Source organism: Rhodoferax ferrireducens (assembly GCF_049302455.1).
Taxonomy (GTDB): domain Bacteria; phylum Pseudomonadota; class Gammaproteobacteria; order Burkholderiales; family Burkholderiaceae_C; genus Rhodoferax; species Rhodoferax ferrireducens_B.
This window is the reverse complement of record NZ_JBAQMD010000073.1, coordinates 153,525-179,506: the sequence shown is the minus strand read 5'-3', so window position 1 is coordinate 179,506 and position 25,982 is coordinate 153,525. Positions and strand designations below refer to the sequence as shown.

Annotated in this window: 24 protein-coding genes; 12 read left to right on the top strand and 12 right to left on the bottom strand. The window is 63.0% G+C overall.

All coding sequences use genetic code 11. From position 1 onward, the window contains the following. Positions 1 to 580 precede the first annotated feature (580 nt). On the top strand, positions 581 to 1,477 hold the full coding sequence (locus WA157_RS13650; protein WP_422621480.1) for a hypothetical protein: 897 nt from the start codon (positions 581 to 583) through the stop codon (positions 1,475 to 1,477). A 112-nt stretch (positions 1,478 to 1,589) separates the two neighbouring features. On the opposite strand, the gene WA157_RS13645 is transcribed toward WA157_RS13650, so the two are convergent. Both WA157_RS13645 and WA157_RS13640 read right to left on the bottom strand, forming a co-directional pair. Continuing rightward, entirely contained in the window at positions 1,590 to 3,203 is a 1,614-nt protein-coding gene (locus WA157_RS13645; RefSeq protein ID WP_422621479.1) for a tetratricopeptide repeat protein, read from the bottom strand. 23 nt (positions 3,204 to 3,226) lie between these two features. Next, on the bottom strand, positions 3,227 to 3,919 hold the full coding sequence (locus tag WA157_RS13640) for a sensor histidine kinase (RefSeq protein ID WP_422621478.1): 693 nt from the start codon (positions 3,917 to 3,919) through the stop codon (positions 3,227 to 3,229). 121 nt (positions 3,920 to 4,040) lie between these two features. Here WA157_RS13640 and WA157_RS13635 point away from each other — a divergent pair, with 121 nt between their 5' ends. From WA157_RS13635 to glcF, 3 genes are read left to right on the top strand one after another with little or no spacing between them, the layout of a single operon-like run. After that, positions 4,041 to 4,979 carry an SMP-30/gluconolactonase/LRE family protein gene (locus WA157_RS13635; RefSeq protein ID WP_422621477.1) on the top strand — a complete coding sequence of 313 codons (939 nt, stop codon included), beginning with the start codon at positions 4,041 to 4,043 and terminating at the stop codon, positions 4,977 to 4,979. A gap of 50 nt (positions 4,980 to 5,029) precedes the next feature. After that, entirely contained in the window at positions 5,030 to 6,202 is a 1,173-nt protein-coding gene (gene glcE, locus WA157_RS13630) for a glycolate oxidase subunit GlcE (RefSeq protein WP_422621476.1), read from the top strand. Continuing rightward, positions 6,180 to 7,442 carry a glycolate oxidase subunit GlcF gene (glcF, locus tag WA157_RS13625; protein ID WP_422621475.1) on the top strand — a complete coding sequence of 421 codons (1,263 nt, stop codon included), beginning with the start codon at positions 6,180 to 6,182 and terminating at the stop codon, positions 7,440 to 7,442. Before glcE ends, glcF begins: the two co-directional genes overlap by 23 nt. Positions 7,443 to 7,582: 140 nt before the next feature. On the opposite strand, the gene WA157_RS13620 is transcribed toward glcF, so the two are convergent. Together WA157_RS13620 and WA157_RS13615 are read right to left on the bottom strand one after the other, a co-directional pair. Then, the gene (locus WA157_RS13620; RefSeq protein WP_422621474.1) at positions 7,583 to 7,951 is read right to left on the bottom strand and encodes a hypothetical protein; all 369 of its coding nucleotides are present in this window, start codon (positions 7,949 to 7,951) and stop codon (positions 7,583 to 7,585) included. A gap of 31 nt (positions 7,952 to 7,982) precedes the next feature. Then, the gene (locus WA157_RS13615; protein ID WP_422621473.1) at positions 7,983 to 8,417 is read right to left on the bottom strand and encodes a hypothetical protein; all 435 of its coding nucleotides are present in this window, start codon (positions 8,415 to 8,417) and stop codon (positions 7,983 to 7,985) included. A gap of 157 nt (positions 8,418 to 8,574) precedes the next feature. Between WA157_RS13615 and WA157_RS13610 the strand changes: the two genes are divergently transcribed. From WA157_RS13610 to WA157_RS13595, 4 genes are read left to right on the top strand one after another with little or no spacing between them, the layout of a single operon-like run. Next, positions 8,575 to 9,294 carry a response regulator gene (locus WA157_RS13610; RefSeq protein ID WP_422621472.1) on the top strand — a complete coding sequence of 240 codons (720 nt, stop codon included), beginning with the start codon at positions 8,575 to 8,577 and terminating at the stop codon, positions 9,292 to 9,294. Then, positions 9,291 to 10,637 carry a HAMP domain-containing sensor histidine kinase gene (locus WA157_RS13605; RefSeq protein ID WP_422621471.1) on the top strand — a complete coding sequence of 449 codons (1,347 nt, stop codon included), beginning with the start codon at positions 9,291 to 9,293 and terminating at the stop codon, positions 10,635 to 10,637. Before WA157_RS13610 ends, WA157_RS13605 begins: the two co-directional genes overlap by 4 nt. A 51-nt stretch (positions 10,638 to 10,688) precedes the next feature. After that, on the top strand, positions 10,689 to 11,747 hold the full coding sequence (locus WA157_RS13600; RefSeq protein WP_422621470.1) for a 3-deoxy-7-phosphoheptulonate synthase: 1,059 nt from the start codon (positions 10,689 to 10,691) through the stop codon (positions 11,745 to 11,747). 27 nt (positions 11,748 to 11,774) lie between these two features. Beyond that, positions 11,775 to 12,716 carry a transglycosylase SLT domain-containing protein gene (locus tag WA157_RS13595; protein ID WP_422621469.1) on the top strand — a complete coding sequence of 314 codons (942 nt, stop codon included), beginning with the start codon at positions 11,775 to 11,777 and terminating at the stop codon, positions 12,714 to 12,716. Positions 12,717 to 12,722: 6 nt separating this feature from the next. On the opposite strand, the gene WA157_RS13590 is transcribed toward WA157_RS13595, so the two are convergent. The 4 genes from WA157_RS13590 to lplT form a co-directional block, all read right to left on the bottom strand. After that, positions 12,723 to 13,208 carry a glutathione peroxidase gene (locus WA157_RS13590; RefSeq protein WP_422621468.1) on the bottom strand — a complete coding sequence of 162 codons (486 nt, stop codon included), beginning with the start codon at positions 13,206 to 13,208 and terminating at the stop codon, positions 12,723 to 12,725. Between the two features lie 46 nt (positions 13,209 to 13,254). Next, entirely contained in the window at positions 13,255 to 13,698 is a 444-nt protein-coding gene (locus WA157_RS13585) for a GFA family protein (protein WP_422621467.1), read from the bottom strand. 97 nt (positions 13,699 to 13,795) lie between these two features. Then, a complete protein-coding gene (locus tag WA157_RS13580; protein ID WP_422621466.1) occupies positions 13,796 to 14,674 on the bottom strand; it encodes a DMT family transporter in 879 nt (292 codons plus the stop codon). A gap of 31 nt (positions 14,675 to 14,705) precedes the next feature. Next, positions 14,706 to 15,989 (bottom strand): lysophospholipid transporter LplT, encoded by a 1,284-nt coding sequence (lplT, locus tag WA157_RS13575; protein ID WP_422621465.1) that lies wholly within the window; start codon positions 15,987 to 15,989, stop codon positions 14,706 to 14,708. A 122-nt stretch (positions 15,990 to 16,111) separates the two neighbouring features. Between lplT and alr the strand changes: the two genes are divergently transcribed. The 4 genes from alr (at position 16,112) to WA157_RS13555 (ending at position 19,833) form a co-directional block, all read left to right on the top strand. Next, positions 16,112 to 17,248, top strand: coding sequence for an alanine racemase (gene alr, locus WA157_RS13570; protein ID WP_422621464.1), 1,137 nt, complete (start codon positions 16,112 to 16,114; stop codon positions 17,246 to 17,248). Continuing rightward, positions 17,248 to 18,456, top strand: a complete 1,209-nt coding sequence (locus WA157_RS13565; protein ID WP_422621463.1) for a hypothetical protein — start codon at positions 17,248 to 17,250, stop codon at positions 18,454 to 18,456. The genes alr and WA157_RS13565 overlap by 1 nt, the downstream gene beginning before the upstream one ends. Positions 18,457 to 18,553: 97 nt before the next feature. Continuing rightward, entirely contained in the window at positions 18,554 to 19,516 is a 963-nt protein-coding gene (locus WA157_RS13560) for a DnaJ C-terminal domain-containing protein (protein WP_422621462.1), read from the top strand. After that, positions 19,513 to 19,833, top strand: coding sequence for a chaperone modulator CbpM (locus WA157_RS13555; RefSeq protein ID WP_422621461.1), 321 nt, complete (start codon positions 19,513 to 19,515; stop codon positions 19,831 to 19,833). The genes WA157_RS13560 and WA157_RS13555 overlap by 4 nt, the downstream gene beginning before the upstream one ends. A 58-nt stretch (positions 19,834 to 19,891) precedes the next feature. On the opposite strand, the gene WA157_RS13550 is transcribed toward WA157_RS13555, so the two are convergent. The 4 genes from WA157_RS13550 to mgtA all read right to left on the bottom strand — a co-directional run bounded on the left by WA157_RS13550 (position 19,892) and on the right by mgtA (position 25,802). Next, positions 19,892 to 20,332: a type II toxin-antitoxin system VapC family toxin gene (locus WA157_RS13550; protein WP_422621460.1), complete on the bottom strand. Its 441-nt coding sequence runs from the start codon at positions 20,330 to 20,332 to the stop codon at positions 19,892 to 19,894. After that, entirely contained in the window at positions 20,329 to 20,718 is a 390-nt protein-coding gene (locus WA157_RS13545; protein ID WP_422621459.1) for a FitA-like ribbon-helix-helix domain-containing protein, read from the bottom strand. Before WA157_RS13545 ends, WA157_RS13550 begins: the two co-directional genes overlap by 4 nt. 63 nt (positions 20,719 to 20,781) lie before the next feature. Next, positions 20,782 to 23,346 carry a cation-translocating P-type ATPase gene (locus WA157_RS13540; protein WP_422621458.1) on the bottom strand — a complete coding sequence of 855 codons (2,565 nt, stop codon included), beginning with the start codon at positions 23,344 to 23,346 and terminating at the stop codon, positions 20,782 to 20,784. Beyond that, positions 23,316 to 25,802, bottom strand: coding sequence for a magnesium-translocating P-type ATPase (gene mgtA / locus WA157_RS13535; RefSeq protein ID WP_422621457.1), 2,487 nt, complete (start codon positions 25,800 to 25,802; stop codon positions 23,316 to 23,318). Before mgtA ends, WA157_RS13540 begins: the two co-directional genes overlap by 31 nt. Positions 25,803 to 25,982: the final 180 nt, after the last annotated feature.

Below are 25,982 nucleotides of genomic sequence, written 5' to 3'. Positions count from 1 at the left end.
GACGAGATCTGCTGAAGGTACGACTGCTGGGTGTTCTCGGCGAGGTTGCGGATGCTCATGTCTTCGAGCATCCGCTGGCGTCGCGGTGTCATGGCAATGCTCCTTTACGTATTGAAGGGATGAAGTGCTGCGAGCAGCGAGTCCATCGTCCTGCAAAAGGAGATTGCTGAAAAGTCCGAGGTAGCCTGCTGGACTGGCGAACCAGTTCGCGCGTCAGCGGGTTAGTCCAATGTGCTCTATGAGTTGGACGCTGCTCCATAAGTTGACCATCAAATCCTCCTGAAGGCAGCTTGTAGCCTTGTTTGCGCCGTTTCCACAGCTTGTTAACCGTATATCAATATTCTGGCAGACCTGACGTCGCACTGGTGGTCGATTCCGGGGCTACGTTCTGAATCGCGGAGCAAATTTGGCAGGCGTCCCGAATGACTGCAACCGCTCTTGGATTCAACCGGTCAATCAGCAGCGTAATTTAATTGGGAAATTCCGATTCACACCAAGTGGTCTAATCGTTACGAAATAGAGATTCAACGCGGGCCTGTACTTGGTAACGTCTTCATATCCACGCCGAACACGAACGAACATGACTCGACTAATTTTGCTTGGCGCTGGCGCCAGTTTCGGGAGCATCGACGCGATCCCGCATACCCCTCCTCTGGGCGACAAACTGTTTGCAGCGCTGGAGGCAAGGAGTAGTCAAGCAGCAACGTTACCCGAAGCGCTGAAGGCCAAATTCCGCGAGCGTTTCGAATTGGGAATGGCTGCATTTGAAGAACATGTCAACGGTAATGTCATGCGATTTCAACGGGAACTTGCACATTACTTGGCAGAATTCACACCCGGGCCGAAAAGTGCTTATTTGCGATTGATCCGCGCGGTGGGGCATCAACGAGTTATTTTTTCCAGCCTTAACTATGATCTTTTATTTGAACTCTCAGCAGGGGCACTTCATCTGAAAACAACTTACAGTTCTGAAAATTCAGCCGGTAGCGTTCGCCTATTAAAGATTCATGGATCCAGTAATTTTTGGCCGAACACAGGTAGTAATCAGTTAAAAGGTTGCACATTCTCGGGATTCAGTGTCGATATTGAGGCACCGGTGTTACCGCTAAATCAATACGACACGATCCAAAAATGTCTCACTCAGGATAGCCTAGCACCAGCCATCGCGATGTATGCCGAGGGGAAAAAGAAAAAAGTCTGCCCGGCCTACGTGAATGCGCAGCAAAAGCAATGGACAGCAGCGGTGCTGAGCGCCAGGAAAGTGGGCATCATAGGCACGCGAATCTACTCACTTGACGATCACGTCTGGGGCACTCTTGCCGCTAGTCGAGCGGACATTTACTACTATGGGGTGACCGAGAACGATCGAATGGAATTTGACGAATGGAAAGCCAATGCAGGGCGGAAAAACATTTACTTCGTAAAGGCTAATTTTGGTGACGCTGTTGCACTTGTAGCCAAAGTTATGAAAGCGTAATTCAAAACTCAGGACTCGGTCGTACTCCAGAGACCGCTCCCGCTGCGTCCCGGTCAATCAAATTTCAAACGGCCATGTTGGCAACGGGAACTCAGCGACCGCTCAACCAGCGCTAGTGCTCGTTCGTCAGACGGGCCAGCGCGAGCGCATAGGCACGGTATTTCTGGTTGACCGGGTTCATTTCGCGCACGCGACCGAGCAGCTCTCTGGTTTCAAGAACCAGGTCCTCGGTCTTGCCTTTTTGTTGCATCAGGCCAATCAGCAAGCCGCACAGGTTCACACTGATCACTTCGTTATGGGGCAGCTGCTGGGCGGCAGTTCGCAATAGTTTGACCGCTTGCTGGAAGTCGCCTTGCTTGGCCAGCGTGACGCCCTGGTTGTTGATGTCGATGACTTCATTGCGCGAGGCCTTGATGAGGGTCTGGCCCTCTTCCGCCATATTTTCGCCCTCAAAGACGGCGCCGATCTGCCTGGAGAGTTCGGCGTCTTCATGGTTGTTTTTGACCAGGTCCCGGAGCAAGCCGCACGCCTTGTCCTTCTTCCCCAGCTTGAACTGCGCTTTGGCCACCTCCATCGTCATCTCGGGGCTGACCTTGTCGGCCAGTTGTTCCATCAGTCGCTCGGCATCCATCATGGCCGCTTCGGCTTTCTGCACTTGCCCCATTTTTTGATAGACCAGGCTCTCGGCCGCCGCCGTTTGCAGGGCGGCGGCCGGGTTGTATCGGAAATCGGCTTTGCTGCGTTTGAGGATGTTCAGCGCTTCTTCAGGGGAGTCCTGGTCCGAGAAGACCCGCGCCAGCCGGGCGTACACCGCCGGGTTCTTGTGGGGAGAAAACTCGCTGATCTTGATGGTCTTCTCGAACGCCGCCTGCGCCACATCAAGCGCGCCATTGCGGTAGGCCGTGTCGCCGAGGGTCTTTTGGCGGATCGGCGAGTTGGGCGACAGTTGCACCGCGTCCTCTAATACTTGCTGGGCTTGTGCGCTGTCCCCCATCGCGTCGAGGGTCTTGGCCAGCCAGTCGGCCGCCTCCATGTACATCCGGTTTTCCTGCAGCACCTGCTGAAACAACTGCACCGCACCGGCATAGTCCTGGCTGTAAAACAAGACCTTGCCCAGGCCGGTCTTGGCCCATGCCACACTGCGCAATGCCAGCACCGACTCGAACAGTGTCCGCGCGGCCGGGTAGTCGCCCAGGGTCAGCAGCAAGTCGCTCTTGATGCGCAAAACTTCCTGCGGATTGACTGCGCGCGCATTCAACTGCTGATCGCACAGAGCGATGGCAGCGCTGTAGTCCTGCGTCCGGATGGCGGCCTCGATCGCACCGAGCGACTGCTTGCGCGCGATCAGTTTTTCCAGACGGCTTTGCAGCAGCACCTGGTTGATCGGTTTGAGCAGATAGTCGTCGGGCTTGACCTCCGCCGCCCCCATCACCATGTCGGTTGTTTTTTCGGCCGTGACCATGACCCAGATGGTGGACACGCCGACAAAATTGCGCAGCTTGGCCTCCTCCAGCACCTGCTGCCCGTTGGCGCCGGGTCCGAGGTTGTAATCGCAAATAACGATGTCATATTTGTTGGCGCTGAGCTGGTTGATGGCCTCATGGCCATTGCTGGCGGTGTCGATTCGGGTGACGCCCATGAGCCGGACGAAGTCCCGCAGCATGGTGCGCATGCCCTGGAAATCGTCAATGATCAAGGTGTTGGCTTGCGGGAGTGAAAAAGTCATTGTCAGGGTCTCGTCAAGGTGGGCTAGGGCAGTCGCACGACAAAACAACCACCGCCATAAGCGCCGCCGTTTTCTATTGTGAGCGAGCCCTGCCGAGCGCCGTTTTTGTGCATCTGGGCCACGCGGGAGGAAAAATAAAACCCCAGGCCGGTGCTGCCGCTTGAAAAATTGACCCCCTTGTTGGCCGCCACACCGTCGCTTTGCAGCATGGTGTCGGGGTAACCCCGGCCGTTGTCTTCGACCCGCAGCTCCAGGAACCCGCCTTCAATGCGGGCGGCGATGCGAATCTTGTCGGTGGTGTAGCTGTAAGCGTTGTTCAAGGCGTTGAGCAAGATGCCGGTCACCAGGTCGCGGTCAAAATACCAGTAGCAGCCCTCGTCGCAATCCACGTCCATCGTGATGCCCTTGAACTCCATCACCGAGCGGTTGTGCAGCAGGGTTTCCGCAATCACATCGGCGACCGACTGTTCGGCAATGTCCATCGGGTAAATCGATTTGCCAAGCTTGTAGAGGCTGAGCAGCTGGATCAGGTTGGCGTTCATGCGGTGCGCCTGGTGGATGATGGGCCCGAGTGCCGCCAGGGTGTCGTTATCAAAGCGGGCTCGACAGGCGTCGGCGATGGTTTCCAGGCCATTGACCTGAACATTCAGCGAATTCTTCATGTCGTGAATCGATGAAGCGATGAAGTCAGTGAAGCTGATATCTTCAGTTGTCATAACGGCAGGACCCCGGTTTTATGCTGCAAACGCGCGGGGAGATTCTAGGCGCCCATTCAATCCGGCCGGCGCAACAAGGCACAATGGTCACCCGCAAAACCCACCATGACACTCCTGGACTATGAGCTGGCAAACCGTCACCCCGCAACCCTGCATCCTGGGCGAATCGCCGTTTTGGCACCCGCACGAACAACGGCTGTATTGGGTCGATATTGCGGGCCGGAAAATCCTGCGCACCCAGCCCGGTCTGAGCCCGGTTGAGACCTGGACCATGCCCAGTGAGCCCGGCTGCATCGCGCCCGCGGCCGGTGGCGGCCTGGTGATTGCGTTGCGCCATGGCGTGTTTCGCGCCCGCGAATGGGGTGGGCCGCTGCAACACATCGCCACGCTCGACTACGACCCGCAGCACCTGCGCGCCAATGACGGCAAGTGCGACGCGCTGGGGCGCTTCTGGATTGGCACGCTGGACGAGACCCGGGTGGCGCGTAATGCCGCGCTCTATTGCCTGGACTGCCGCGCGGGCGCCGCGCCGCAGATTCAGCGCCAGCTCGATCAAACCGTGCTGCCCGCCACCACCGCCAACGGCCTGGCCTGGAGCCCGGATGACCGCACCCTGTACTGGGCCGACACCCCCAGCCATGCCATCCAGGCCTGGGATTACGACCTGGCGCGCAACTGCCTGACGGGCCAGCGCAACTTCGCCCGCTTCGCGCCCAAGCCGCCGGGCTGGCAGTTTGACGGCGCGGCGAACAACGGCGGCTACCAGGGTCGCCCGGATGGCGCTGCCGTTGACGTGCTTGGCAATTACTGGGTGGCCATGTACGAGGGCCGTCGCGTCTGCCAGCTGGCACCCGACGGCAGCCTGTTGGCCGAGTTCGCCGTGCCCGCGCAATGCCCGACCATGCCCTGCTTTGGCGGCGAGGACCTGCAGACGCTGTTTGTCACCTCGGCGCGCCATGGCCGCGGTGCGGCCGAGTTGGCCCACTTTCCCGAGTCGGGCTGCGTGTTTGCCATGCGCGTCAGCGTCCCCGGCCTGCCGGTCAACTTCTTCGTCGACTAACCCTTACCATTGGCACTACCTCCCAACACACCATCTCCGGCCTGCACCCTATGGACCCACTGCATCAAATCACCGAGCGCATTCGCGCCGCCGCTGCCCACCGCACCCCCTTGCGTATTCGTGCGGGCGGCAGCAAAGACTTCTATGGCCAGTCGCTGCAAGGCGAGTTGCTCGACCTCACCGGCTTGAGCGGCATCATCAGCTACGAGCCCAGCGAGCTGGTGGTCACCGTGCGTGCGGGCACGCCTTTGAGCGAGCTGGAAGCCGTGCTGGCTGAAAAAGGCCAGTGCCTGGCGTTTGAGCCGCCCCACTTCGCGCAGCCCGGCGCCGGTCCAAGCGGTGCCACCGTCGGCGGCATGGTGGCCGCTGGCCTGAGCGGCCCGGCCCGTGCCAGCGTCGGCGGCGTGCGCGACTATGTGCTGGGCGTCAAACTGCTCAACGGCCGCGCCGAGTTGCTCACGTTTGGCGGCCAGGTGATCAAAAACGTGGCGGGCTACGACGTCTCGCGCCTGATGGTGGGCGCCCTGGGCACGCTCGGCGTGCTGACTGAAATCTCACTCAAAGTGTTGCCGGTGGCACCGTTGGAGGCCACTTTGATGGCGGGCGGCATCGCGCAGCAAGCCGCCCTTGATTTGCTGCAGCACTGGGGCGGCCAGCCGCTGCCCTTGAACGCCAGTTGCTGGGTGCATGACGACAGCGTCAGCCCGGCGCGTGACACCTTGTTTGTGCGCTTGCGTGGCGCCAGCGCGGCGGTCGCGGCGGCCTGCCCGCGCCTGCTGGCCGACCTGCAAGCCGCAGGCGGTGAGGCCATGCGCCTGGACAACGCGCAAGCCGGCCCCGACTGGGACGCTTGCCGCGACCAAACCCTGCCGTTCTTCCAGCCGCCCGCGCCCGACCTGGGCTTGTGGCGCCTGTCCTTGCCGCCCACTGCGCCCGCGCTGGCCTTGCCCTACGCGCCCCTGATCGAGTGGCATGGCGGCCTGCGCTGGCTCTGGGCGCCGCTCTCAAGCCAAGCGCAACTGCGCCAGGCGGCGACCGATGTGGGCGGAAATGCTATGCTTTTCAGAGCGCCTGACGCAGATAAAACGGGGGCTACAGCCCGTTTTCATCCATTAACTCCGGTGCTGGCCCAGATCCACCAGCGCCTCAAGGCCGAGTTTGACCCGGCCGGTATCTTCAACCGTGGCCGGATGTACCCCGATGCAAACTCAACTCGCCCCTGAATACCTGGCCACGGCCGACGGTCTGGCTGCCGAAGCCATCCTGCGCAAGTGCGTGCACTGCGGTTTTTGTACCGCCACCTGCCCGACCTACCAGTTGCTCGGTGACGAGCTGGACGGCCCGCGTGGGCGCATCTACCTGATGAAACAGGTGCTTGAAGGCGCCACGCCGACGCGCAAGACACAATTACATCTGGACCGTTGCCTGACCTGTCGGAGTTGCGAAAGCACCTGCCCCAGCGGCGTGCAGTACGGCCATCTGCTCGACATCGGGCGCAAGCTGGTCGATGCCAAAGTGCCCCGCCCGGCCGGTGAGCGTGCCCTGCGCTGGGTACTCAAAGAGGGCTTGCCGTCACCGCTGTTCGCCCCCGCCATGGCGCTGGGCCAAATGGTGCGGCCCTTGCTGCCTGCCGCCCTGCAAGCCAAGGTGCCCGCCAAGCAAAGCGCGGGCGATTGGCCCACGCGCGAACACGCGCGCCAGGTGCTGCTGCTGGCGGGTTGTGTGCAACCGGCCATGGCACCCAACATCAACCACGCCACGGCGCGGGTGTTTGACGCGGCCGGTGTCCAGTGCGTGATCGCACCGAAAGCCGGTTGTTGTGGTGCGGTGAAATTTCACCTGAACGACCAGGATGGCGGCATGATGGAAATGCGCGCCAACATCGACGCCTGGTGGCCGTATCTGCAAGGCCACGACGGCCATGCCGGGGTCGAGGCCATCGTCATGAACGCCTCGGGCTGTGGCGTCACGGTCAAGGAATACGGCCACATCCTGCGGGATGACCCCGCCTATGCGGAAAAAGCCGCCCGCATCAGCGCCCTGACGCAGGACGTGAGCGAATGGCTGCCCGAGCTGAGTGAAAAATTGCGCAGCCGAGTCTCACCGCAGGTGTCAAAACAGGCCGGGGCCATGGCCTTTCACCCGCCGTGCAGCCTGCAACACGGCCAGCAATTGCGCGGCGGCGTCGAGCGTTACCTGGGCGAGTTGGGTTTCAACATCAAAGTGACCGGTTTCGAGGCGCACCTGTGCTGCGGCTCGGCGGGTACTTATTCCGTGCTGAATCCGGATTTGTCCCATCAACTGCTGGCGCGCAAGCTCGGGCACCTGAACACCACCTTTGGCGCGGCAGCACCCGATGTCATCGTCTCGGCCAACATCGGCTGCATCACGCACTTGCAAAGCGGCACCGCGATCCCGGTGCGCCACTGGATCGAAGTGCTGGACGAGGCGCTGCAGAAATAGCTAGAAAGATAACTATAGAAACAGGAGCTGCTTGCGCTTATTCCACGGGGGCTAGCGCGCTGTTTTCTACAAATATCTTGGCGATCTGAAAAAAAAGCAGGGCCCAACAGGCCCTGCGTTCAATGCTTCGCTGGCTGACCTTATTCGGCAACAGCGGCGGGTGTCGTCGGGACGGTGCTCGTTGTCAGACCCGTGCCCGGCGTGTGAATCCCGCGGGGTGTTCCCACCGCCCCGGCCGGGCCAGTGCGCAGCGTTGGGTCGGCCAGGCCCGTGCCCGGTGTATGAAGCTGTGCCCGGGTTTGTGACTGAGCTTGCGCCTGGGTTTGTGACCGGGTTTGTGACCGAGTTTGTGCTTGCGTTGCAGTGCCTACCCCAAAGCCAGAGCTGGCCGCCCTGGCTTGCCCGCCGCCCATGGCAGCGCCTTGCGCATTTGCCGGGCCCCTTGCGTAGGCCGCACCCATGGCAAATGTGGTGGCTACTGCAAGCAAAAATACTTTTGACGATTTCATGATGATGTTCCTTAAAGATTAAAAAAACCGACTAACGTCCACGGCCTGCGCCGCCCCGGCCACCACCACTGCCACCGCCCATGCCGCCGCCCATGCCGCCGCTTCCGCTTCCGCTTCCGCCGCTTCCACTTCCGCTGCTTCCACTGCTGCCGCTTCCACTGCTGCCGCTGTTGCCAGACGCCTTACCCTGCTGGCGATTCTCATAGCCAGCACCGTAAGGCATGACAACGGCTGCATCGACATCCTCAAGGCTGCTGGCACTGCCAGGCTGAACCTGGCTTGTGACTTGGCCCTCTTTGTCAACCAGTCGTACCGTGGGATCAGCCGCCGGCGCAATTGGTTTGCGCACCGACAGATTCAACGGACGGCTTGGCAATGGCTCCGAGTCCCTTGGTAGGGACTGAGCACCAATGCCAGACACAAAGGTCACAAGCAGCAAGGAGGAGATCAAAGTACGGGTGTTCATGGTGTTTGTTTTCCGGGTGTGTGTATGGTCCAGCGTGCGTGTCGCGGCAGGATGTCAGAAAAGCCTGGTTGTGTCTCTGTTTGTCGCAGTGGGTATCGCCAGGTGTCAGGCGCGTTCAAAGCGCCGGGGCACGGCGTAAACTGCCTCAAAATCTACCATGAACGCCCTGACCAACCCCCATATTCTTGTGGTCGACGACGACCCGGACCTGCGCGACCTGCTCGCCACTTATCTGGGTGCCAACGGCTTTGTGGTGGCAAGTGCTGGCGACGGCGCGGCCATGTGGGCGGCTCTCAACGAGACGGTGCCCGATGCCATCGTGCTGGATTTGATGCTGCCGGGTGAAGACGGCCTGGCGCTGACGCGTGCCCTGAGGGCCAAATCGTCGGTGCCGATCCTGATGCTGTCAGCACGCGGCGAAGAACTTGACCGCGTCATTGGCCTGGAAGTCGGCGCTGACGATTACCTCGCCAAGCCCTTTGGCCCACGTGAACTGCTGGCACGGCTGCGCGCGCTGCTGCGCCGCAGCCATGCACCAGAGCCCGAGTCGGCCGCACCGGCAGTGCCGCCCCGTTTTGGCCCTTTTGCGCTCGACACCCTGGGCCACCGACTGTTGCGGGAGGGTCAGGAAGTCGCGCTGACCAGTGCCGAATACGAGCTGTTGGCCGCTCTGGTGGCGCACCCGAACCGCGTGCTCTCGCGCGACACGCTGGTGGACATGTTGCGCGGCTACGAGCGCGACCCGTTTGACCGCAGCATCGACAACCGCGTCACCCGGCTGCGGCGCAAGATTGAGCCTGAACCCGCGGCGCCGGTGTTTATTCGTACCGTGCGCGGGGAGGGTTATCTTTTTAATCCCCGGGGTGGCCAGCCTTGAAAGCAGCCCCCAGTCTGGCGCGCCAAAACACCTTGGCGCTGGCGATTGCTTTTGTGCTGATCGAGCTGCTGACCATCACCCTGTTTGCGTTCTGGGTCTTGCTGCCGCTGGCACGGCGTTCTGCGGACGACCTGGCCGGGCTGATGGTGTTGTCGGCGCAGACCTGGGCTGAATTGCCCCCCCAAACCCGCCCGGCATTTGAAGAAGAGCTGCTCAAAAGCCACGCGCTGGCGCTGCGTGCAGACCGGCCCGGCATCGGGCGTGACGAATGGCATCCGCCCTACTTTTATGTGCTGGAAGACGCTTTGAATCGCCGCACCGGCCTGCAGCAACATCTGCGCAGTGAAACGCTGGACAGTGGCATCTGGTACTGGGCGAACGTGTCGACCGGCAGTGGCCTGTTGGCGGTGGGTTTGTCGGCGACCCGCGTCGACAGCAAGCCCTTGAGTGCCTTTTTCATCGCGCTGCTGGTTGGTTTGATCTTCGCCTTTGGTGTCGCCCTCTGGCTGGCGCGCCGCCTGACCCGGCCGCTGGCGCAACTCGAAGCCGCCAGCGCGCTGATCGGGCAGGGTGGTAGCCCGACGCTGCTGCCTGAGACCGGGCCGCGCGAGATGGCGGCTTTGAGCCGGCGCTTTAACGCCATGGCGCAACAGGTGCATGAGCTGCTCTCCGCCCGCACCACTTTGCTGGCCGGGGTGTCGCATGACCTGCGCACCCCGCTGGCGCGCATGCGCCTCGCCCTTGAATTGCTGAAAGACAAGCCGGACCCCAAACTGATCGACCGCCTTGAGCGCGACATTGACCAGATGAACCGTTTGATTGGCAATGTGCTGGACCTGGCGCGTGGGCTGGCGCATGAGAAGCCGGTACGCACCGACCTGCCGGACTTTTTGCGTCAGATCGCAGCGGACTTTTCAACGCCAGCCAGCCCGGTCACGGTGAGCTGCCCGCCGTGCCAATGGGATATCGCCCCCACCGCCTTGCAGCGCGCCATCGGTAACCTGCTGCAAAACGCCCAGCGTTATGCACCGGGTTCGCCGGTGGAACTGGTGGCCATGCTGGCGGGTCAACAATGCCGCATTGGTGTGCTGGACCGTGGCCCGGGCATTGCGCCGGATCAGTTGGCGGCGGTGTTTGAGCCCTTTCACCGGCTGGATGCCTCACGCAGCCCGGCCACGGGCGGATCAGGTTTGGGGCTGGCGATTGTCAGAGAGCTGGCCCGCGCCAACGGCTGGCAAGTGGTATTGGAAGCCCGACCCGGCGGCGGCTTGCAGGCGTGGATTGAGTTGTCAAACGAAGTTCCGGGAAATCACTATGAAAAACGTAGCTGCTTACGCATATAGAATAAGGGCTATAGCCCGATTTCTTATAAATTTTATGGAACAGGCGCTGCCATGACCTTCCCCTCGGCCTTTGAAAATCTGAACGTGCTGTCCCAGCACACCTTGCTCTCGCCGGCCCAGCTGCACGACGATGTGCCCGCTAGCACGCGCGCCACCCAGACGGTCACCACGGCACGCCAGGCGGTGGCCGGCATTCTGAGCGGACGCGACCCGCGTTTGCTGGTGGTGGTGGGGCCCTGCTCAATCCACGACATTGCCGCGGCAAAGGATTACGCGCAGCGCCTCAAAGCGCTGGCCGACGAGTTGGCCGACCAACTGCTCATCGTGATGCGCGTGTACTTTGAAAAACCGCGCACCACGGTCGGCTGGAAGGGCTTGATCAACGACCCGCACATGGACGACTCGTTTGACATCGAGGAAGGCCTGCACATCGCGCGGCGCCTGCTGGTGGAGCTCAATGACATGGGCCTGCCCTGCGGCACCGAGGCGCTGGACCCGATCACGCCGCAGTACCTGGGCGACCTGATCGCCTGGAGCGCGATCGGCGCGCGCACCACCGAGAGCCAGACGCACCGTGAAATGGCCAGCGGCCTGTCGAGCCCGGTCGGCTTCAAGAACGGCACCGACGGTGACCTGGACGTCGCCTTGAACGGTATGTTGTCGGCGGCGCAGCCGCATGCGTTTCTGGGTATCAATGGTGACGGTCAGGTGGCGCTGACGCAGACGCGCGGCAATGCGTTTGGCCACTTGATCCTGCGCGGCGGCGCGGTGCCCAACTACGACTCGGTGGCGGTGGCGCAAGCCGAGGCCGCACTGAAGGCGGCCAAGTTGCCGGTCAACATCGTGGTCGATTGCAGCCACGCCAACTCGCGCAAAAACCATGCGCTGCAAACGCTGGTGCTCAAAGACGTGGTCGGGCAAATCCTGGACGGCAACCGTTCGATCAAGGGCGTGATGCTCGAATCCAACCTGTTCGAAGGCAACCAAAAGCTGGCGCGCCCGCAAGACTTGCGCTACGGCGTCTCCATTACCGACGCCTGCCTGGGCTGGGACAGCACCGCCGCCAGCCTGCGCGAGGCCGCGGAACGCCTGCGCACGATGCCGGGTTGAGTTTTCGCAAGCGGCGCAGCACAAGAAGTGCTGACACTGCGCCGTATGCACGCCCTGGTCCGATGCCGCCGTCCGCTGTTGATCACCCTTTTCGGGGTCGCCCTTGCCTTGCCGGTGCTGGCCCAAAACAGCGCCCCGGGCATCAGCACCCCGGATGCCCGCGCTGTCGACTTGCGCCAGCAGGCCATCGCCTACGAGAACGGTGAGGGCGTGCCGCGCAACCCGCCGCTGGCCATTTCCCTGTACTGCCAGGCTGCTGCTCTGGGCGACGCCCAAGCCCACTACAACCTGGGTTGGATCTACGCCAACGGACGCGGCGTGCCACGCGACGACGCTACGGCGGCCTACTTTTTCCAGGCCGCCGCCGCGCAGGGGCTGGACGCGGCCCAACGGATGCTGAAAATTGTGGGGGAACCGACCCCCGACGTGCCCGAGTGCCTGCGCCCGCCGGCACCGCCGCCAGCGTCGGCGACCGACTTGGTGCCGGAGCCGGGCGTGGACTACCACGCGATTGCGCCGCGCAAGATTTTTGAGCTGGTGATGAAAATGGCACCCCAGTACCAGGTGCAGCCGCAACTGGCGCTGGCCATCATCGCCGCCGAATCCAATTTCGACAGCCAGGCGCTGTCGCCCATGAACGCCCAGGGCCTGATGCAGCTGATCCCCGAGACCAGCCAGCGCTTTCAGGTGCGCAACCCGTTTGACGCGGCGCAGAACATCCGCGGTGGCCTGGCCTACCTGCGCTGGTTGCTGGCCTATTTTGAGGGCGATATTGCCTTGGTGGCCGCCGCCTACAACGCGGGCGAGGGCAAGGTGGAGCGCTACCGTGGCGTGCCGCCCTACCAGGAAACCCGCGCCTACGTGCAGCGCATCGTGCGCGCGGTGGGCACGCTGGCGCATCCGTTTGATGCCCGCGTGACCCGGCCCTCGCCGGCGCTGGCCCAGATCAGGCCGTGGGGCGTTAACTGAGTTGGCTCAGGCCGCCAGCGCCGTTTCAATATCTTTCGCCAGGCTCGCGGGCGTGGCGGTGGGTGCATAGCGCTTGAGAACAGCGCCGTCCTTGCCGATCAAAAACTTGGTGAAATTCCATTTGATCGCCTTGCTGCCGAGCAGGCCGGGCGCCTCCTGGGTCAACCACTGGTACAGCGGGTGTGCCTGCGTGCCGTTGACGTCGATCTTGGCCATCATGGGAAAGCTCACGCCGTAGTTCAACTGGCAGAACTCGGCGATTTCATCGTTGCTGCCGGCGTCTTGCGCGCCAAACTGATTGCACGGGAAGCCCAGCACCACCAGCCCCTTGTTGCCATAGGTTTCGTGTAATTCTTCCAGACCGGCAAATTGCGGCGTGAAGCCACAGGCACTGGCCGTGTTGACGATCAGCATGACCTGGCCCTTGAACCGGCTTAAAGGGACCGGCTGGCCGTTGATTTGCAGGGCCTCAAAATCGTACACAGTGCCCATGGGCGCTCCAGGTGGGTGAATGGGGCTGCCAGTGTCGCACTTCCGATCAAGTCGCGTTGGCGCCGGACACGGTAGCCTGCGGCGGGGGCTCGCTCACTTCCCTGGGAAGCTCGTCCGCCAGCGTGACCCATGGAACAGACGTCTCAAAGAAGACGTGGCTCTGCGGTTCCTGGTCGATTGGATCCTGGAACAGCGCTCTGGCAATGTGCAATTCGCCGGGCCAACGTCCAGACTTGAAGAACATGGGGCTGCCGCACTGGCCGCAGAAAGCGCGTGATCCGCCTTCCTGGGCGACGTACCAGCGCAGACTGTTCTGGTCATCATGGACTTCGACGGCCTCAGATGGGAAGCCCGCCCAAGTGACGAAGGCCGCGCCATGGGCGCGCTGACAGCGTGTGCAATGGCAATGCGCCACCCACTTGGTCGGCAGCAGGGCTGTGAATTGGACAGCGCCACAGAGGCAGCTGCCGCGTGAGGACTGGGGCTTCATGGGGGGCCTCCTAAAGCTGGATCGTCGGCTATTGCGGCCAGTCAAGTTTATACGCTCCGACAGCGCCGGTGCTGCCTGCGGAGCCTGGCGCGCCGGACTAAGAAGGCGGGCGAAACGACAGCACTGACAGCAGCGATGCCAACAGAATCAACGCGCCGCCGACCAGGGTGCGCGCCGACAGCGTCCCGGCCCCCAGCAGCACCGAAGAGCCGCTGGCAAAAATCACTTCTGACAGCATGATGAGCGAGGTCGCGCTGGCGCTCAGGTGGGCAGCCCCGTACTGCAGCGCCAGGTTGCCTGCCAGGAACGCCAGGCTGATCAGCAGCACCCAGGCGACCCAGGCCAGCTCGGGCGCCGGCAGCGGCGCCACCACGTCCAGCCCCCAACCCAGCACAGCCGCAGCGCCGGCCAGCAGCGCGCCGCCCACAAACATGGCCAGCACGCGCGACTCGCCCGGCGTGTGGTTGAGACGGCGCAGCAGGATGTTGGTCAGGGCAAAACAAAAGCCAGCCATCAGGGCCAGCCAGTCGGCCAGGCTCTCGGGCACCGGCCAGGGCGATGCCGGGGTCTTGAGCACAATCACCACGCCCGCCAGCGCCAATGCCAGGCGCACCAATGAACCGGTGCTTGGTTTTTCGCCCAGCAGGGGCCAGGCCAGCAGCACGACCCAGGCCGGCATCAGGTAGAACAGCAAGACGACGCGCACCACGTCGCCCACCGTCACCGCCCAATTGAAGCCGACATTGGTCAGCCCGGCCGCCAGCAGCAGCCACCACAACTCGGGGTGGCGCAAGAAGCCGCGCCAGGCGCGCGGCTGAACCAGCGCCAGACACAGCAGGCCAAAGGTATAAATCAGGGCTGTGGTCCACAGCGGGTGCAGGCCCAGGACTTGCAAGGTGCGAAACGGCCACCACGAAACCCCCCAGACGAGGGCGTTGAGCGTCAGTGCCGCCGCGGCCAGCGCCGTTTTGCTCAAGGGCGGACGGCGAAAAATCGCTTCAATGGCCTCAAACCTCAAATTTGTCGTTGCGCGCAATGTTCAGCAGATGCTCGATCTCGACCTGATGCGCCACGCAATTGCGCGCGTGCCAGCGCCGGATCAGCCACATGAAGCCGGCGATCACCAGACCAAAGCCGGTGATGGCGGCGAAGGTCGGCACGCCTAAGCCGGTGGACAGGCTGTAGGCCGCGCCGAGCCCCAGAATGCAGGCCTGCTCGTTGAAGTTTTGCACTGCAATGGAGCGTCCCGACCCCATCAAATTGTGGCCGCGATGCTGCAGCAGCGCGTTCATCGGCACCACCAGGAAGCCGCCCAACGCCCCCAGCAAAATCAGAAACGGCGCCGCCACCCAGACGTTGGTGATAAAGATCAGCAGGATGATCAGGATGCCCATGACGATACCCAGCGTGATGACCCGGGGTCCGTCTTCCAGGCGCATGCGCATCGACGCCACGACCGCGCCGGCCGCCATGCCAATCGCCACCACGCCTTGCAGGGCCGAGGCTTGCGTCACCGAGTAACCCAGTGCTGCCGCCGCCCAGGCCAGCACAATAAAGCGCAAATTGCCCGCCACACCCCAAATCAGCGTGGTGGCGGCGAGCGAAATCTGGCCCAGTTTGTCGCGCCACAAACGGACGTTACAGGCCCAAAAATCAGGCAACAAAGAGGTGACGCGTCGCGACATCGGCCGCATTTCCACCCCGGTCAGGGGAATATGGGTGTTGAACCAGGCCGCCAGCAAATAGACAAAAATCAGCACGCAAATGGCGGCCTCGGGCGCGTTGTTCACGCCGGTGTTTATCAGGGGAACATCAAACGCCAGGAGCCAGGGCGCTATCACCGGCCCCACCAGTTGCCCGCCCAGCAGCACGCCCAGAATGATGGAGGCAATGGTCAGGCCCTCGATCCAGCCGTTGGCCTTGACCAGCTGCGAGGCCGGCAACAATTCCGTCAGGATGCCGTATTTGGCCGGCGAATAGGCCGCCGCACCCAGCCCCACGATGGCGTAGGCCAGCAAGGGATGCGAGCCAAACAGCATGAACAAGCAACCCAGCACCTTGATGAAGTTGCTGAGCAACATCACCTTGCCCTTGGGCATGGAGTCGGCAAAAGCCCCGACAAACGGCGCCAGTACCACGTAAAACAGCGCGAACATCGGCACCAAAGCGGCTTGCTGCCACTCGGGAGCGTGGCTGCTTCGGAGCAATTGCACGGCGGTCACAAACAAGGCGTTGTCGGCCAGCGAGCTGAAAAACTGCGCCGACATGATGGTAAAAAAGCCGCGTTTCATTGTCTACAGGCGCGCATCAGTGGCTGATGCAATTGTTGTGGTGTGTCTCCGAACGATGCGGGTTTATAGCACGCTACCGAAGTGTCAAAATCCAGGCTCCAAGCTTTAACCTCAGAGTGCCCATGCCCCGCCCGATTCAAGCCACCATTCACACCGCTGCACTGCGCCACAATCTGGCGCGCGCCCGTCTGGCCGCGCCAGATGCAAAAGTCTGGGCCATCGTCAAGGCCAATGCCTACGGCCATGGCATTGAGCGCGTGTTTGAAGGCTTGCGCGCAGCCGACGGCTTTGCCCTGCTGGACCTGGACGAAGCGCAGCGCGTGCGGGCGCTGGGCTGGCGTGGACCGATTCTTTTGTTGGAGGGCGCGTTCGAGTTGCGCGACCTGGAGCTGTGCTCGCGCCTGGACCTGTGGCACACCGTGCACTGCGACGAGCAGATCGACATGCTGGCCAGCCACAAGACCAAGGTGGCGCAACGGGTGTTCCTGAAAATGAATTCCGGCATGAACCGGCTCGGCTTTACGCCGCAACGCTACCGCGCCGCCTGGACGCGTCTGAATGCCCTGCCGCAGGTTGATGAAATTTCCCTGATGACGCATTTCAGCGACGCCGATGGCGCGCGCGGCATCACCGAGCAGATGGCGGTGTTTGCCGAAGTCACGCGCGACCTGCCGGGCGAGCGCACCTTGAGCAACAGCGCGGCCACCCTGCTTCACACGCCCGCCAAGCAGGCGCACGACAAGTCGGGCGACGGCTTCGTCGCCTCCGACTGGGTGCGCCCCGGCATTGCCATTTATGGCAGCGCGCCTGACTTTCCCCAGCACAGTGCCACTGACTGGGGGCTGCAGCCCAGCATGACACTTGCTGCAAAAATAATAGCTACTCAGGCACTGGATACGGGGGCTAGCGTCGGATATGGCTCAACATTTGTGGCCGACAAGCCGATCCAGGTCGGTGTTGTCGCCTGCGGCTATGCCGACGGCTACCCGCGCCTGTGCCCCACGGGCACGCCGGTGCTGGTGAACGGGATTCGCACGCGCACCGTGGGCCGCGTGAGCATGGACATGCTCGCCGTTGACCTGAGTGCCGTGACGGCAGCCGGCGGCCAGGTTGGGATCGGCAGCGAGATCACTTTGTGGGGGCGTGCCGCCAATGGCATGGTGCTGGGGATTGACGAGGTGGCGCAGCCGGCCGGGACGGTGGGCTACGAGCTGATGTGCGCACTGGCGCCGCGTGTCCCCGTGCAGGTCGCAGAGTGATGGACTACGTGATGCTTCCCGTGGCCCGGCTCAAGCTCGGCAACACGCTGCCGGTTGACGTGTGGGCCCCGGACGGGCGCCTGCTGCTGCGACGGGGGCAGACGATCCTGTCGGAGCAGCAGCGCGAGATGCTGCATGCCCACCAGGCCTGCATGACCGCCAGCGATGCCCGCGCCTGGCAAAAAAGCTATGAGCGGCTGATCAACACCTTGCTCCAGCGGGGCGCTGATCTCGACGCCATCATGCAAGCGGAACTGCCCAGTGAGCTCGTGGAGACCGATTACCTGTCGGGCGCCCAGGTGCTGGGGGGCTGGTTCGATCTGCAGGAGATTCTGCGCGGGCTGCTGTACCAGGGCGAGGCCGCCATCAACCCCTTGCCCCGGCTGGCGGGCATCGAAAGCCGGGCGCTGGAGCTGCTTCGTAGCGATCCGGATGAATGCCTGTTCATCCTGTTTCAGGCGCTGGCCGACATCAGCCTGGGCTACTGTGCGACCCATGCCCTGCTGTCAGCGGTGGTTTGTGCGTTGACCGCGGAAAAACTGGACACGGCGGCGTCTGCCGGCAGCAGCCTGTTTCGTGCCGCCCTGGTCATGAACATCGGCATGGCGCGGGAGCAGGACAAGCTGGCCATGCAGAGCTCGTTGCCGACCGAGGCGCAGCGCGTGCTGGTGCGGGAACACCCCTGCAAAAGTGTCGAGCTGCTGCGGCACATGGGGGTGAGCGACGAAGACCAGCTGGACATCGTGCGCTGGCACCATGAGGTTAATGAGTCACACGGGCTGGCGCACAACGTGATGGCTCGGCGCCTGCTGCGCCTGGCGGATGGTTTTGTCGCCAAGATGGCGGCGCGCAAGACACGACTCGCCATGTCGCCCCTGGGCGCGGCGAAGTCGGTATTTTTGGGTGCGACGCCAGACACCGCCAGCATCGGTTCGGCCATGGCGACGGCGCTCGGGTTTTATCCACCGGGCACTTATGTTCAACTGGTCAACGGAGAAAAAGCGGTCGTCGTTGCGCGCGGCCTGCGCGCCAACCAGCCCGAGGTCGTGAGTATTGTCAATGCGGGCGGCATGCCCGTGAGCAAATATCTCTACCGCGAGACCAGCAACCCGCGGTTTGGCATTCGCACGCCCGTTAATGCGGAGCGGATCAAGGTCAAGGTCAGTCTGGAGAAGGTGCAAAAAGCGCGCAAGGAACACACTGACTGACGTCGATGGACGCGGCCCTTGAGCGGGGTGACAATCAATCTCGGCGCCAGCGCCGGGCTTGCGCTGGTGAGCCGTATTTATGGCCGGGAGGACGCAAGTGGAATTCAAGGACTATTACCAGATCATGGGTCTGCAGCGCAGCGCGACGCAGGACGAGATCAAGCGCGCGCACCGCACCCTGGCCCGCAAATACCATCCCGACGTCAGCAAGGAGCCCAACGCGGAGGCCCGTTTCAAGGAAATTGGCGAGGCCTATGAGGTGTTGAAAGACCCTGAAAAGCGCGCCGCCTATGACCAACTGGGTGCCAACTGGAAAGGTGGGCAGGAGTTTCGACCGCCGCCGGACTGGAACGCCGGGTTCGAAACCGGCGGTGCGGGATTTGGCGCAGGTGAGGCCGGCGACTACAGCGACTTTTTCGAGTCACTGTTCAGTCGCGGTTTTGGCGCGCAGCGCGGTGGTCGGCGCGGGGGAGCCGCTTTTCATGCGCCGGGACAGGACCGGCACGCCAAAATCCAGATCGACCTGGAGGACGCCTACCACGGCGCCAAGCGCCGGGTCACGCTGCAGGTGCCGACGCTGGACGCCCAGGGTCATGTGGCCACGCGCGAACACACCATTGAATTCAGCATTCCCAAAGGGGTGCGCGCCGGGCAGCAGATTCGCCTGGCCGGTCAAGGCGACCCCGGCATGGGGCAGGGCGCGCCGGGTGACCTGTACCTGGAAATCGAGTTTCGTCCACATGCGCACTACCGCATCGACAAGCATGATGTTTACCTGGATTTGCCGGTAGCGCCATGGGAAGCGGCGCTGGGTGCACAAATTGAAGTGCCAACCCCGAGCGGCTTCGTTGAGCTGAAGATTCCGGCTGGTTCGGTCGAAGGCCGCAAGCTGCGCCTGAAGGGCCGTGGCATTCCGGCGCGCACGCCCGGGGACTTTTACTTTGTGCTGAAAATTGCCTTGCCCCCGGCCGACAGCGAAGCGGCCCAGGCGTTTTACCGCAGCATGGCCACACAGTTCAAATCCTTCAAGCCACGCGCCAAACTGGGAGCCGCCGCATGAGTACCACGCCAAAGCGCGCCGCCACCGCAGAACCGGCCAGCGAGTTGACCCTGCTGGAGATCAGCCGTTGTTGCGCCGTGCAGACCGATTTCATTGTTGAGTTGATTGAGGAGGGCGCGCTGGCTCCGCTGGCGGGTAGCGCGCCCGAGAACTGGCGCTTTACCACCGTACAGACCCGCCAGGTCACGGTGGCGGCGCGCCTGCAACGCGACCTGGGCGTGAACCCGGCCGGTGCCGCGCTGGCGCTGCAGTTGCTCGATGAACTGGAGACGCTGCGGGCGCAGCTTGCGGCCGGCGCTGCAATTGGGGATGATTAAAAGCTTTCCTGGCTCCAAGCTTTGGGATTGAGCTTGAAAGCCCAAAGCTTGGGGCGTATCACGGTAATTGACTCAGGTGCGCTTGCGCGGCGGCGGCCAATTTTTCGTCAAAGGTTGCCAGCGGGCACTTGAGCTCAGCCGCCAGCCAGAGGTAGGAGGCGTCGTAGGCGCTGAGCTGGTAGCGTTTGGCCAGCTCGAATACTTGCACGGCGCTCACGTCGAACAGTTCAATGGTCATGCTGGCGTACAGCGCCAGGCCGCTGGCTGCTATCTCGGCGCCGCCATGGCGGTGTTTTTTAAGGGCCACGCTGGTGATTTCGACTTCCAGCAAAAAGGGGGCATTCAAGCTCTGCCCTTCAATTTTCTGCAACGCTTCGCGTTGCCAGTCTTCTTCAAATACCAGCCCAGCCAGGGTGCTGCAGTCCAGCACCAACGGCGGGCGCACCAGATAGTGCTGGGGTGGCTCGGCAACAAACAAGGCGCCGGCAGGGCGGCTCATCGGGCGTCCCGCTCTTCACGGATGATGTCCACGCCCCGGGGCAAAGCATGGCATAGCTTTGCGTCATGCGGCTTTTCACGCAGCTCCGCCACCACTTGCTCCACCGTTTTCCAGCCTTGCCGGATGATGGGGTGGCCAAAGCGGTCCAAGCCCACCACGGTTCTTTGCCGTTGCGTCGCTGCCAGTGGATTCATGGGCTGAGATGGGGCGCTGCTGTCGGGCTCCGGGTTGACCGTGTCGTTTGACGCTGTGCCCGCCTGCGGCTCAACCGCGCGCTGGATCAGCGCCATCAACTCGCCCTGCAAGGAGCGGTGGTTGCGCGCGGCGCGCTCGCGCAGGGCCTGGGCCCAGGCTTCGGGCACGTCTTTGATGGAGAGGTTTGGCATAGTGGCTCCAAAATGGATTCAAGTTCCATTATGGCGCCATTTTGGGACTTTGACCCAAGTGCGTCAAGCCGTTGATTTCAAACGCTGCCCCAATTTGACCGCCTCAAACCACAACATGCTGGCCAAACCCAAGCCCAGCGCGGCCCCCAAATAAGGCAGCGGCAGCGGCTCAAACACAAACAGGCGCGCCAGCCACGGCAGATACAGCGCCAGCGCCATCAGGGCCAGCGCCGCGCTCGCCACGATCCACAGCGTGCGGTTGGGCACCCACAAGCTGGCCCACAGCGAGCCGGCGCGGCTGCGATTGGAGAAAATCAGGGCCAGGTTGGTGCAGACCAGCGTGGCAAAAGCGAAGGCCCGCGTCGCGCCTTCGGCCAACTGGCCGGCGCCCCACACCGTGGCGGCCATGACCACCGCCAGCGCGCCCAGGCCTTGCAAGAGCGCCAGCAGCAGCGTCATGCCGCCAAACAGGGGCGTGTTGACGTTGCGCGGGGGGCGCTGCATCACATTGGATTCGGCCGGTTCGTTCTCGAACACCATCGAGCAGGCCGGGTCGATCACCAGCTCCAGAAACGCAATGTGCAGCGGGAACAGCACGGTGGGCCAGCCCAGCAAAACGGGCAGCAGCGCCATGCCGGCAATCGGCACATGCACCGCCAGGATGTAGGACATGGATTTGCGCAGATTGTCAAAAATGCGCCGCCCCAGCCGCACCGCGCGCACGATGGAAGCAAAGTTGTCGTCCAGCAACACCAGCGAAGCGGCCTCGCGCGCCACGTCGGTGCCGCGCCCACCCATGGCGACACCGACGTGGGCCGCTTTCAGCGCCGGGGCGTCGTTGACGCCGTCGCCGGTCATGGCGACCACCTCGCCATTGGCTTTGAGTGCCTGCACGATGCGCAGCTTTTGCTCGGGTGCAATGCGGGCACAGATGCTGACGCTTTGCATGCGTGTCTGCAGTTCGGTGTCACTCATGGCGGCCATGGCGTCGCCGGTCAGCAGCGGGTCGGCAGCGTCGGCGTTCGGGGTCGACTGCAACTGCGCCTGGCGTGCAATGGCGCTGGCGGTGGCGGGATAGTCGCCGGTGATCATCACCACGCGAATGCCGGCGCTGCGGCACTCGGCCACCGCGTCTGGAATCTCGCCGCGCAGCGGGTCGGCCAGCCCCAGCAAGCCGATGAACTCAAACTCAAAGTCGTGCTCGATGGCAGGCCACTGCTCGCCCTCAAAACGCGCCTGGGCGACGCCCAGCACGCGCAGTCCCTTTGCCGCCATGGCATCCACCGCTGCCGCAATGTGGGCTTGTGCGGCGCCGTCCAGGTGGCACAGGTCGACGATGGCTTCAGGCGCACCCTTGGCCGCCACCACATGCTGCTGATCCTGCTGCGCGTTCCAGACGTGGGACATGGCGCGCAGTTCGGGCGTCAAACCATATTGCTGCATCAAGGTCCAGTCGTGGTGCAGGTGCTCCGTGTCTTGCAGAAAATGCTGGCCGAGACGGTGAAAGGCTTTTTCCATCGGGTCAAACGGGTCGACCACGCTGGCCAGAATGGAGAACTCCACCAGCGTATGAAAGCGCTCGGGCAATTCCGACGTGACGGCGTAGTCAATCAACAGCTTGTGTCCTTGCACATACAGCTCAGCCACGGTCATGCGGTTTTCGGTCAGCGTGCCGGTCTTGTCCACGCACAACACCGAGGTTGCCCCCAGCGTTTCGATGGCAGCGATGCGCCGGGTCAGCACGTTCTGTTTTGACAAACGCCAGGCGCCCAAGGCCGGAATCACCGTGAGCACCACGGTGAACTCCTGCGGCAGCAAGGCCATCGCCAGCGCAATGCCGGCCAGCAGCGCCCCTAGCCAGTCGCCTCGCAGCAGACCAAATGCCGCGACCAGAAACAGGCTGGCGGCCAAGGCCATCAGCGCCAACACCTTGACCAGACTGGCGGTTTGTTTTTTGAGGGGCGAAGGCTCGCTGCTCAGGCTCACCAGCGCCGTGCCAATGCGCCCGATCTCGCTGCGCGCGCCGGTGGCGGTGACGCGTGCGCTGCCGTGGCCCTTGACCAGCAGCGTGCCGGAAAATAAATACGCTTGGCCGTCGCCCCCGGGCCGCGGTGCTGCCGCTTGCGCCGCCAAGACATCGGCCACCTTGCTCACCGGCATCGGCTCTCCGGTCAGCAGCGATTCGTCGACCTGCACGTCGGCGCCGCTCAGCAGCACCGCATCGGCGGGAATGCGGTCGCCCTCGGCCAGGATCAGGATGTCGCCCAGCACCACGTCGGCCCCGGCAATGCGCAGCGGTTGGCCGTCGCGCAGCACCAGCGCGCGCGGGCTGGACAGGTCGCGCAGCGATTCAAGCGCGCGCTCGGTCTTGCCCTCCTGGTACAGGGTAAGCGCCAGCACCACCAGCACCAGGCCCAACAAAATCAGGCCTTCCTGCAAGTCACCCAGTACCAGATACAGCAAGCCCGCTGCCAGCAGCAGCAGGAACATCGGCTCGCGCAGGGTTTCACGGGCGATGCCCAGCAGCGTGCGCCGTTGGTCGCCGGGCAGCGCGTTGGGGCCGTCCTCAGCCAGGCGCTGGGCGGCTTGCGCTGTGGTCAGGCCCGCGTCACTCGCCGGTAAAACCATTGCTTGCCCCCTTCTACCATCAACAAATACGCGACCACCAACGCCCCCAGCAACCCAAAGTAAGACAGCGGCAAGGGCGTAAACCCCAGATAGGGCGCCAATGGCGTGAACGGCAACAGCATCGCCGTGACCACCACCGCCAAAGACGTCAGCACCAGCCACCGATTCGGGTGACTGCGCAAGGGGTTGCGCCGGGTACGGATGACAAAAATCACCAGCACCTGGGTGGCGATGGATTCCACAAACCAGCCGGTGCGAAACAGGGACTCGTGCGCATCGAACAGGCTGAGCAGCAGGGAGAACGTCAAAAAATCAAACAGCGAGCTGATGGGCCCGATGGTCAACATGAAATTGCGGATGAAGGTCATGTCCCAGCGTCTGGGTTGCGCCAGATCTTCCTCGTCCACGTTGTCCATGGGCAGCGTAATTTCGGACACGTCATACATCAGGTTGTTGAGCAAAATCTGCATCGGCAGCATCGGCAAGAACGGCAGAAACAAGGTGGCGGCGGCCATGCTGAACATGTTGCCGAAGTTGGAACTGGTGGCCATCATGATGTACTTCATCACATTGCCAAAGGTGCGACGGCCTTCCAGAATGCCCTGGTGCAGCACCATCAGGTCGCGCTCCAGCAGAATCATGGCCGCCGCCTGCTTGGCCACGTCCACCGCGCCATCGACCGAGATGCCGACGTCGGCCGTGTGCAGGGAAGGCGCGTCGTTGATGCCGTCACCCAGATAACCCACCACATGGCCGCGGCCTTTCAGTGCCAGGAGGATGCGGTTTTTTTGCGCCGGGTTGACGCGGCAAAACAGGTTGACACCCTCCACCCGGGCCCGCAGCGCGTCGTCGTTTAGGGCTGCCAGTTCGGTGCCGGTCAGCACGCCTTCGATGGCCACGCCCAGCTGGGTGCAGACATGGCGCGTCACCCGCTCGTTGTCACCGGTCACGATCTTCACGGCCACACCGCTGGCCGCCAGCGCTTTCAGCGCGTCGCCGGCGCTGGCTTTGGGCGGGTCCAGAAAGGCGGCAAAACCCGCGAACACCAGTTCACTCTCGTCCGACACCATGGCGTGCGGGTGATCGCCGGGCACATCGCGCGAGGCGATGCCAAGCACCCGGAAACCCTCTTCACTCAGACTGTCAAACAGCTCGGTGATGCGCACGCGCGCCGCCGCGTCCAGGGCCACCGTGGCATCTGCACTGTCCTGGTAGTGCGTGCACAAGCGAACCATGTCTTCGGGTGCGCCTTTGACCACCAGCCGGCGCGCACCGGCGCGCTGCACCAGCACCGAGACGCGGCGGCGCTCAAAGTCAAACGGCACCTCGTCGATCTTGGTCCAGGCGGACACATCAATCTCTTCATGCGCCAGGATGGCATCGTCCAGCGGGCTTTTCAGGCCGCTCTCAAAATAGCTGTTGAGGTAGGCCAGCTCCAGAACGTGCGGATCGTCCTGGCCCCCGGCGTCCACGTGGCGCTCCAGTCGAATTTTGGCTTCGGTCAGGGTGCCTGTCTTGTCGGTGCACAACACGTCCATGGCGCCCATGTCCTGAATCGCCGACGGGCGCTTGACAATCACTTTCAAGGCCGCCATGCGCAGGGCGCCGCGCGTGAGCGTCACCGACACCACCATGGGCAACAATTCAGGCGTGAGGCCGACGGCCAGCGCCACCGCAAACAAAAATGATTCGAGCAGCGGTCGGTGCAAGGCCACATTGACCAGCAAGGTGAACAGCACCAGCAGAAACGTCAAGCGCATGATCAGCATGCCGAAATGCCGGGTACCGATCTCGAAGGCGGTGGGCGGTGCTTGATCAGCCAGGCTGACTGCAATTTGACCAAGCGCGCTGGTGCTGCCGGTGCGTCCAATCAGCACGCTCGCCGAGCCGCTGACCACGGAGCTGCCCATGAAGACCGCGTCCACCGCGTCCAGCGCCCAGCTCTCGGACGCGGCTTGTTCAGCCTCGGCTTTGTCCGGCAACGAGGCCCGCTTTTCCACCGGATAAGGCTCGCCCGTGAGTTGTGCCTGGTTGACGAAGAAGTCATCCGCTTCCAGCAGCCGCGCATCGGCTGGCACCAGATCGCCTGCCGACAGCAGCACCACGTCACCGGGCACCAGCTCGGCCACCGGCAGTTCGCGTCGCTGGCCGTCCCGCAGCACGGTGGCGGTGACGGCCACCTGCAACGCCAGTTGTTCGGCCGCACGCCCGGCCCGGTAGGACTGCACAAAATCCAGCGTCACACTCATCAGCACGATCGCCCCGATGATGACGGCGCCCGTCACGTCACCCGTCAAGGCGGACAGGCCGCTGGCCGCCAGCAGCACCAGGACCAAGGGGTTTTTTAAGTGCGCCAGAAACTGCAGCAGCAGCGCCCGTTGTCTGGCGGGCTGAAGCCGATTGGGGCCGTATTGCCTGAGCCGGGCGGCGGCGGCAAGACCGGTCAGGCCGGTCATGGCCCATCCTCAACGCGCAGCTGCCACTGCGATGAATCCTGCAGGGGATCAAGAGGGGCAGCGAGGAAGAGAACAGGGGTCATGCTGAGAGCGGATGGGGCCGATCATTGTGGTTGCGGCAGTTCGCGCCGCTATTGACGGTACTCAAGCCGACGGCAGCATTTTGCGCTGCCGCGCGGA

Bases quoted from the DNA above. Each gene is read 5' to 3' on its own strand.
- WA157_RS13650 (WP_422621480.1), top strand. From the start codon at position 581: ATGACTCGACTAATTTTGCTTGGCGCTGGCGCCAGTTTCGGGAGCATC.
- WA157_RS13645 (WP_422621479.1), bottom strand. From the start codon at position 3,203: ATGACTTTTTCACTCCCGCAAGCCAACACCTTGATCATTGACGATTTC.
- WA157_RS13640 (WP_422621478.1), bottom strand. From the start codon at position 3,919: ATGACAACTGAAGATATCAGCTTCACTGACTTCATCGCTTCATCGATT.
- WA157_RS13635 (WP_422621477.1), top strand. From the start codon at position 4,041: ATGAGCTGGCAAACCGTCACCCCGCAACCCTGCATCCTGGGCGAATCG.
- glcE (WP_422621476.1), top strand. From the start codon at position 5,030: ATGGACCCACTGCATCAAATCACCGAGCGCATTCGCGCCGCCGCTGCC.
- glcF (WP_422621475.1), top strand. From the start codon at position 6,180: ATGCAAACTCAACTCGCCCCTGAATACCTGGCCACGGCCGACGGTCTG.
- WA157_RS13620 (WP_422621474.1), bottom strand. From the start codon at position 7,951: ATGAAATCGTCAAAAGTATTTTTGCTTGCAGTAGCCACCACATTTGCC.
- WA157_RS13615 (WP_422621473.1), bottom strand. From the start codon at position 8,417: ATGAACACCCGTACTTTGATCTCCTCCTTGCTGCTTGTGACCTTTGTG.
- WA157_RS13610 (WP_422621472.1), top strand. From the start codon at position 8,575: ATGAACGCCCTGACCAACCCCCATATTCTTGTGGTCGACGACGACCCG.
- WA157_RS13600 (WP_422621470.1), top strand. From the start codon at position 10,689: ATGACCTTCCCCTCGGCCTTTGAAAATCTGAACGTGCTGTCCCAGCAC.
- WA157_RS13590 (WP_422621468.1), bottom strand. From the start codon at position 13,208: ATGGGCACTGTGTACGATTTTGAGGCCCTGCAAATCAACGGCCAGCCG.
- WA157_RS13585 (WP_422621467.1), bottom strand. From the start codon at position 13,698: ATGAAGCCCCAGTCCTCACGCGGCAGCTGCCTCTGTGGCGCTGTCCAA.
- lplT (WP_422621465.1), bottom strand. From the start codon at position 15,989: ATGAAACGCGGCTTTTTTACCATCATGTCGGCGCAGTTTTTCAGCTCG.
- alr (WP_422621464.1), top strand. From the start codon at position 16,112: ATGCCCCGCCCGATTCAAGCCACCATTCACACCGCTGCACTGCGCCAC.
- WA157_RS13565 (WP_422621463.1), top strand. From the start codon at position 17,248: ATGGACTACGTGATGCTTCCCGTGGCCCGGCTCAAGCTCGGCAACACG.
- WA157_RS13555 (WP_422621461.1), top strand. From the start codon at position 19,513: ATGAGTACCACGCCAAAGCGCGCCGCCACCGCAGAACCGGCCAGCGAG.
- WA157_RS13550 (WP_422621460.1), bottom strand. From the start codon at position 20,332: ATGAGCCGCCCTGCCGGCGCCTTGTTTGTTGCCGAGCCACCCCAGCAC.
- WA157_RS13545 (WP_422621459.1), bottom strand. From the start codon at position 20,718: ATGCCAAACCTCTCCATCAAAGACGTGCCCGAAGCCTGGGCCCAGGCC.
- WA157_RS13540 (WP_422621458.1), bottom strand. From the start codon at position 23,346: ATGGTTTTACCGGCGAGTGACGCGGGCCTGACCACAGCGCAAGCCGCC.
- mgtA (WP_422621457.1), bottom strand. From the start codon at position 25,802: ATGACCGGCCTGACCGGTCTTGCCGCCGCCGCCCGGCTCAGGCAATAC.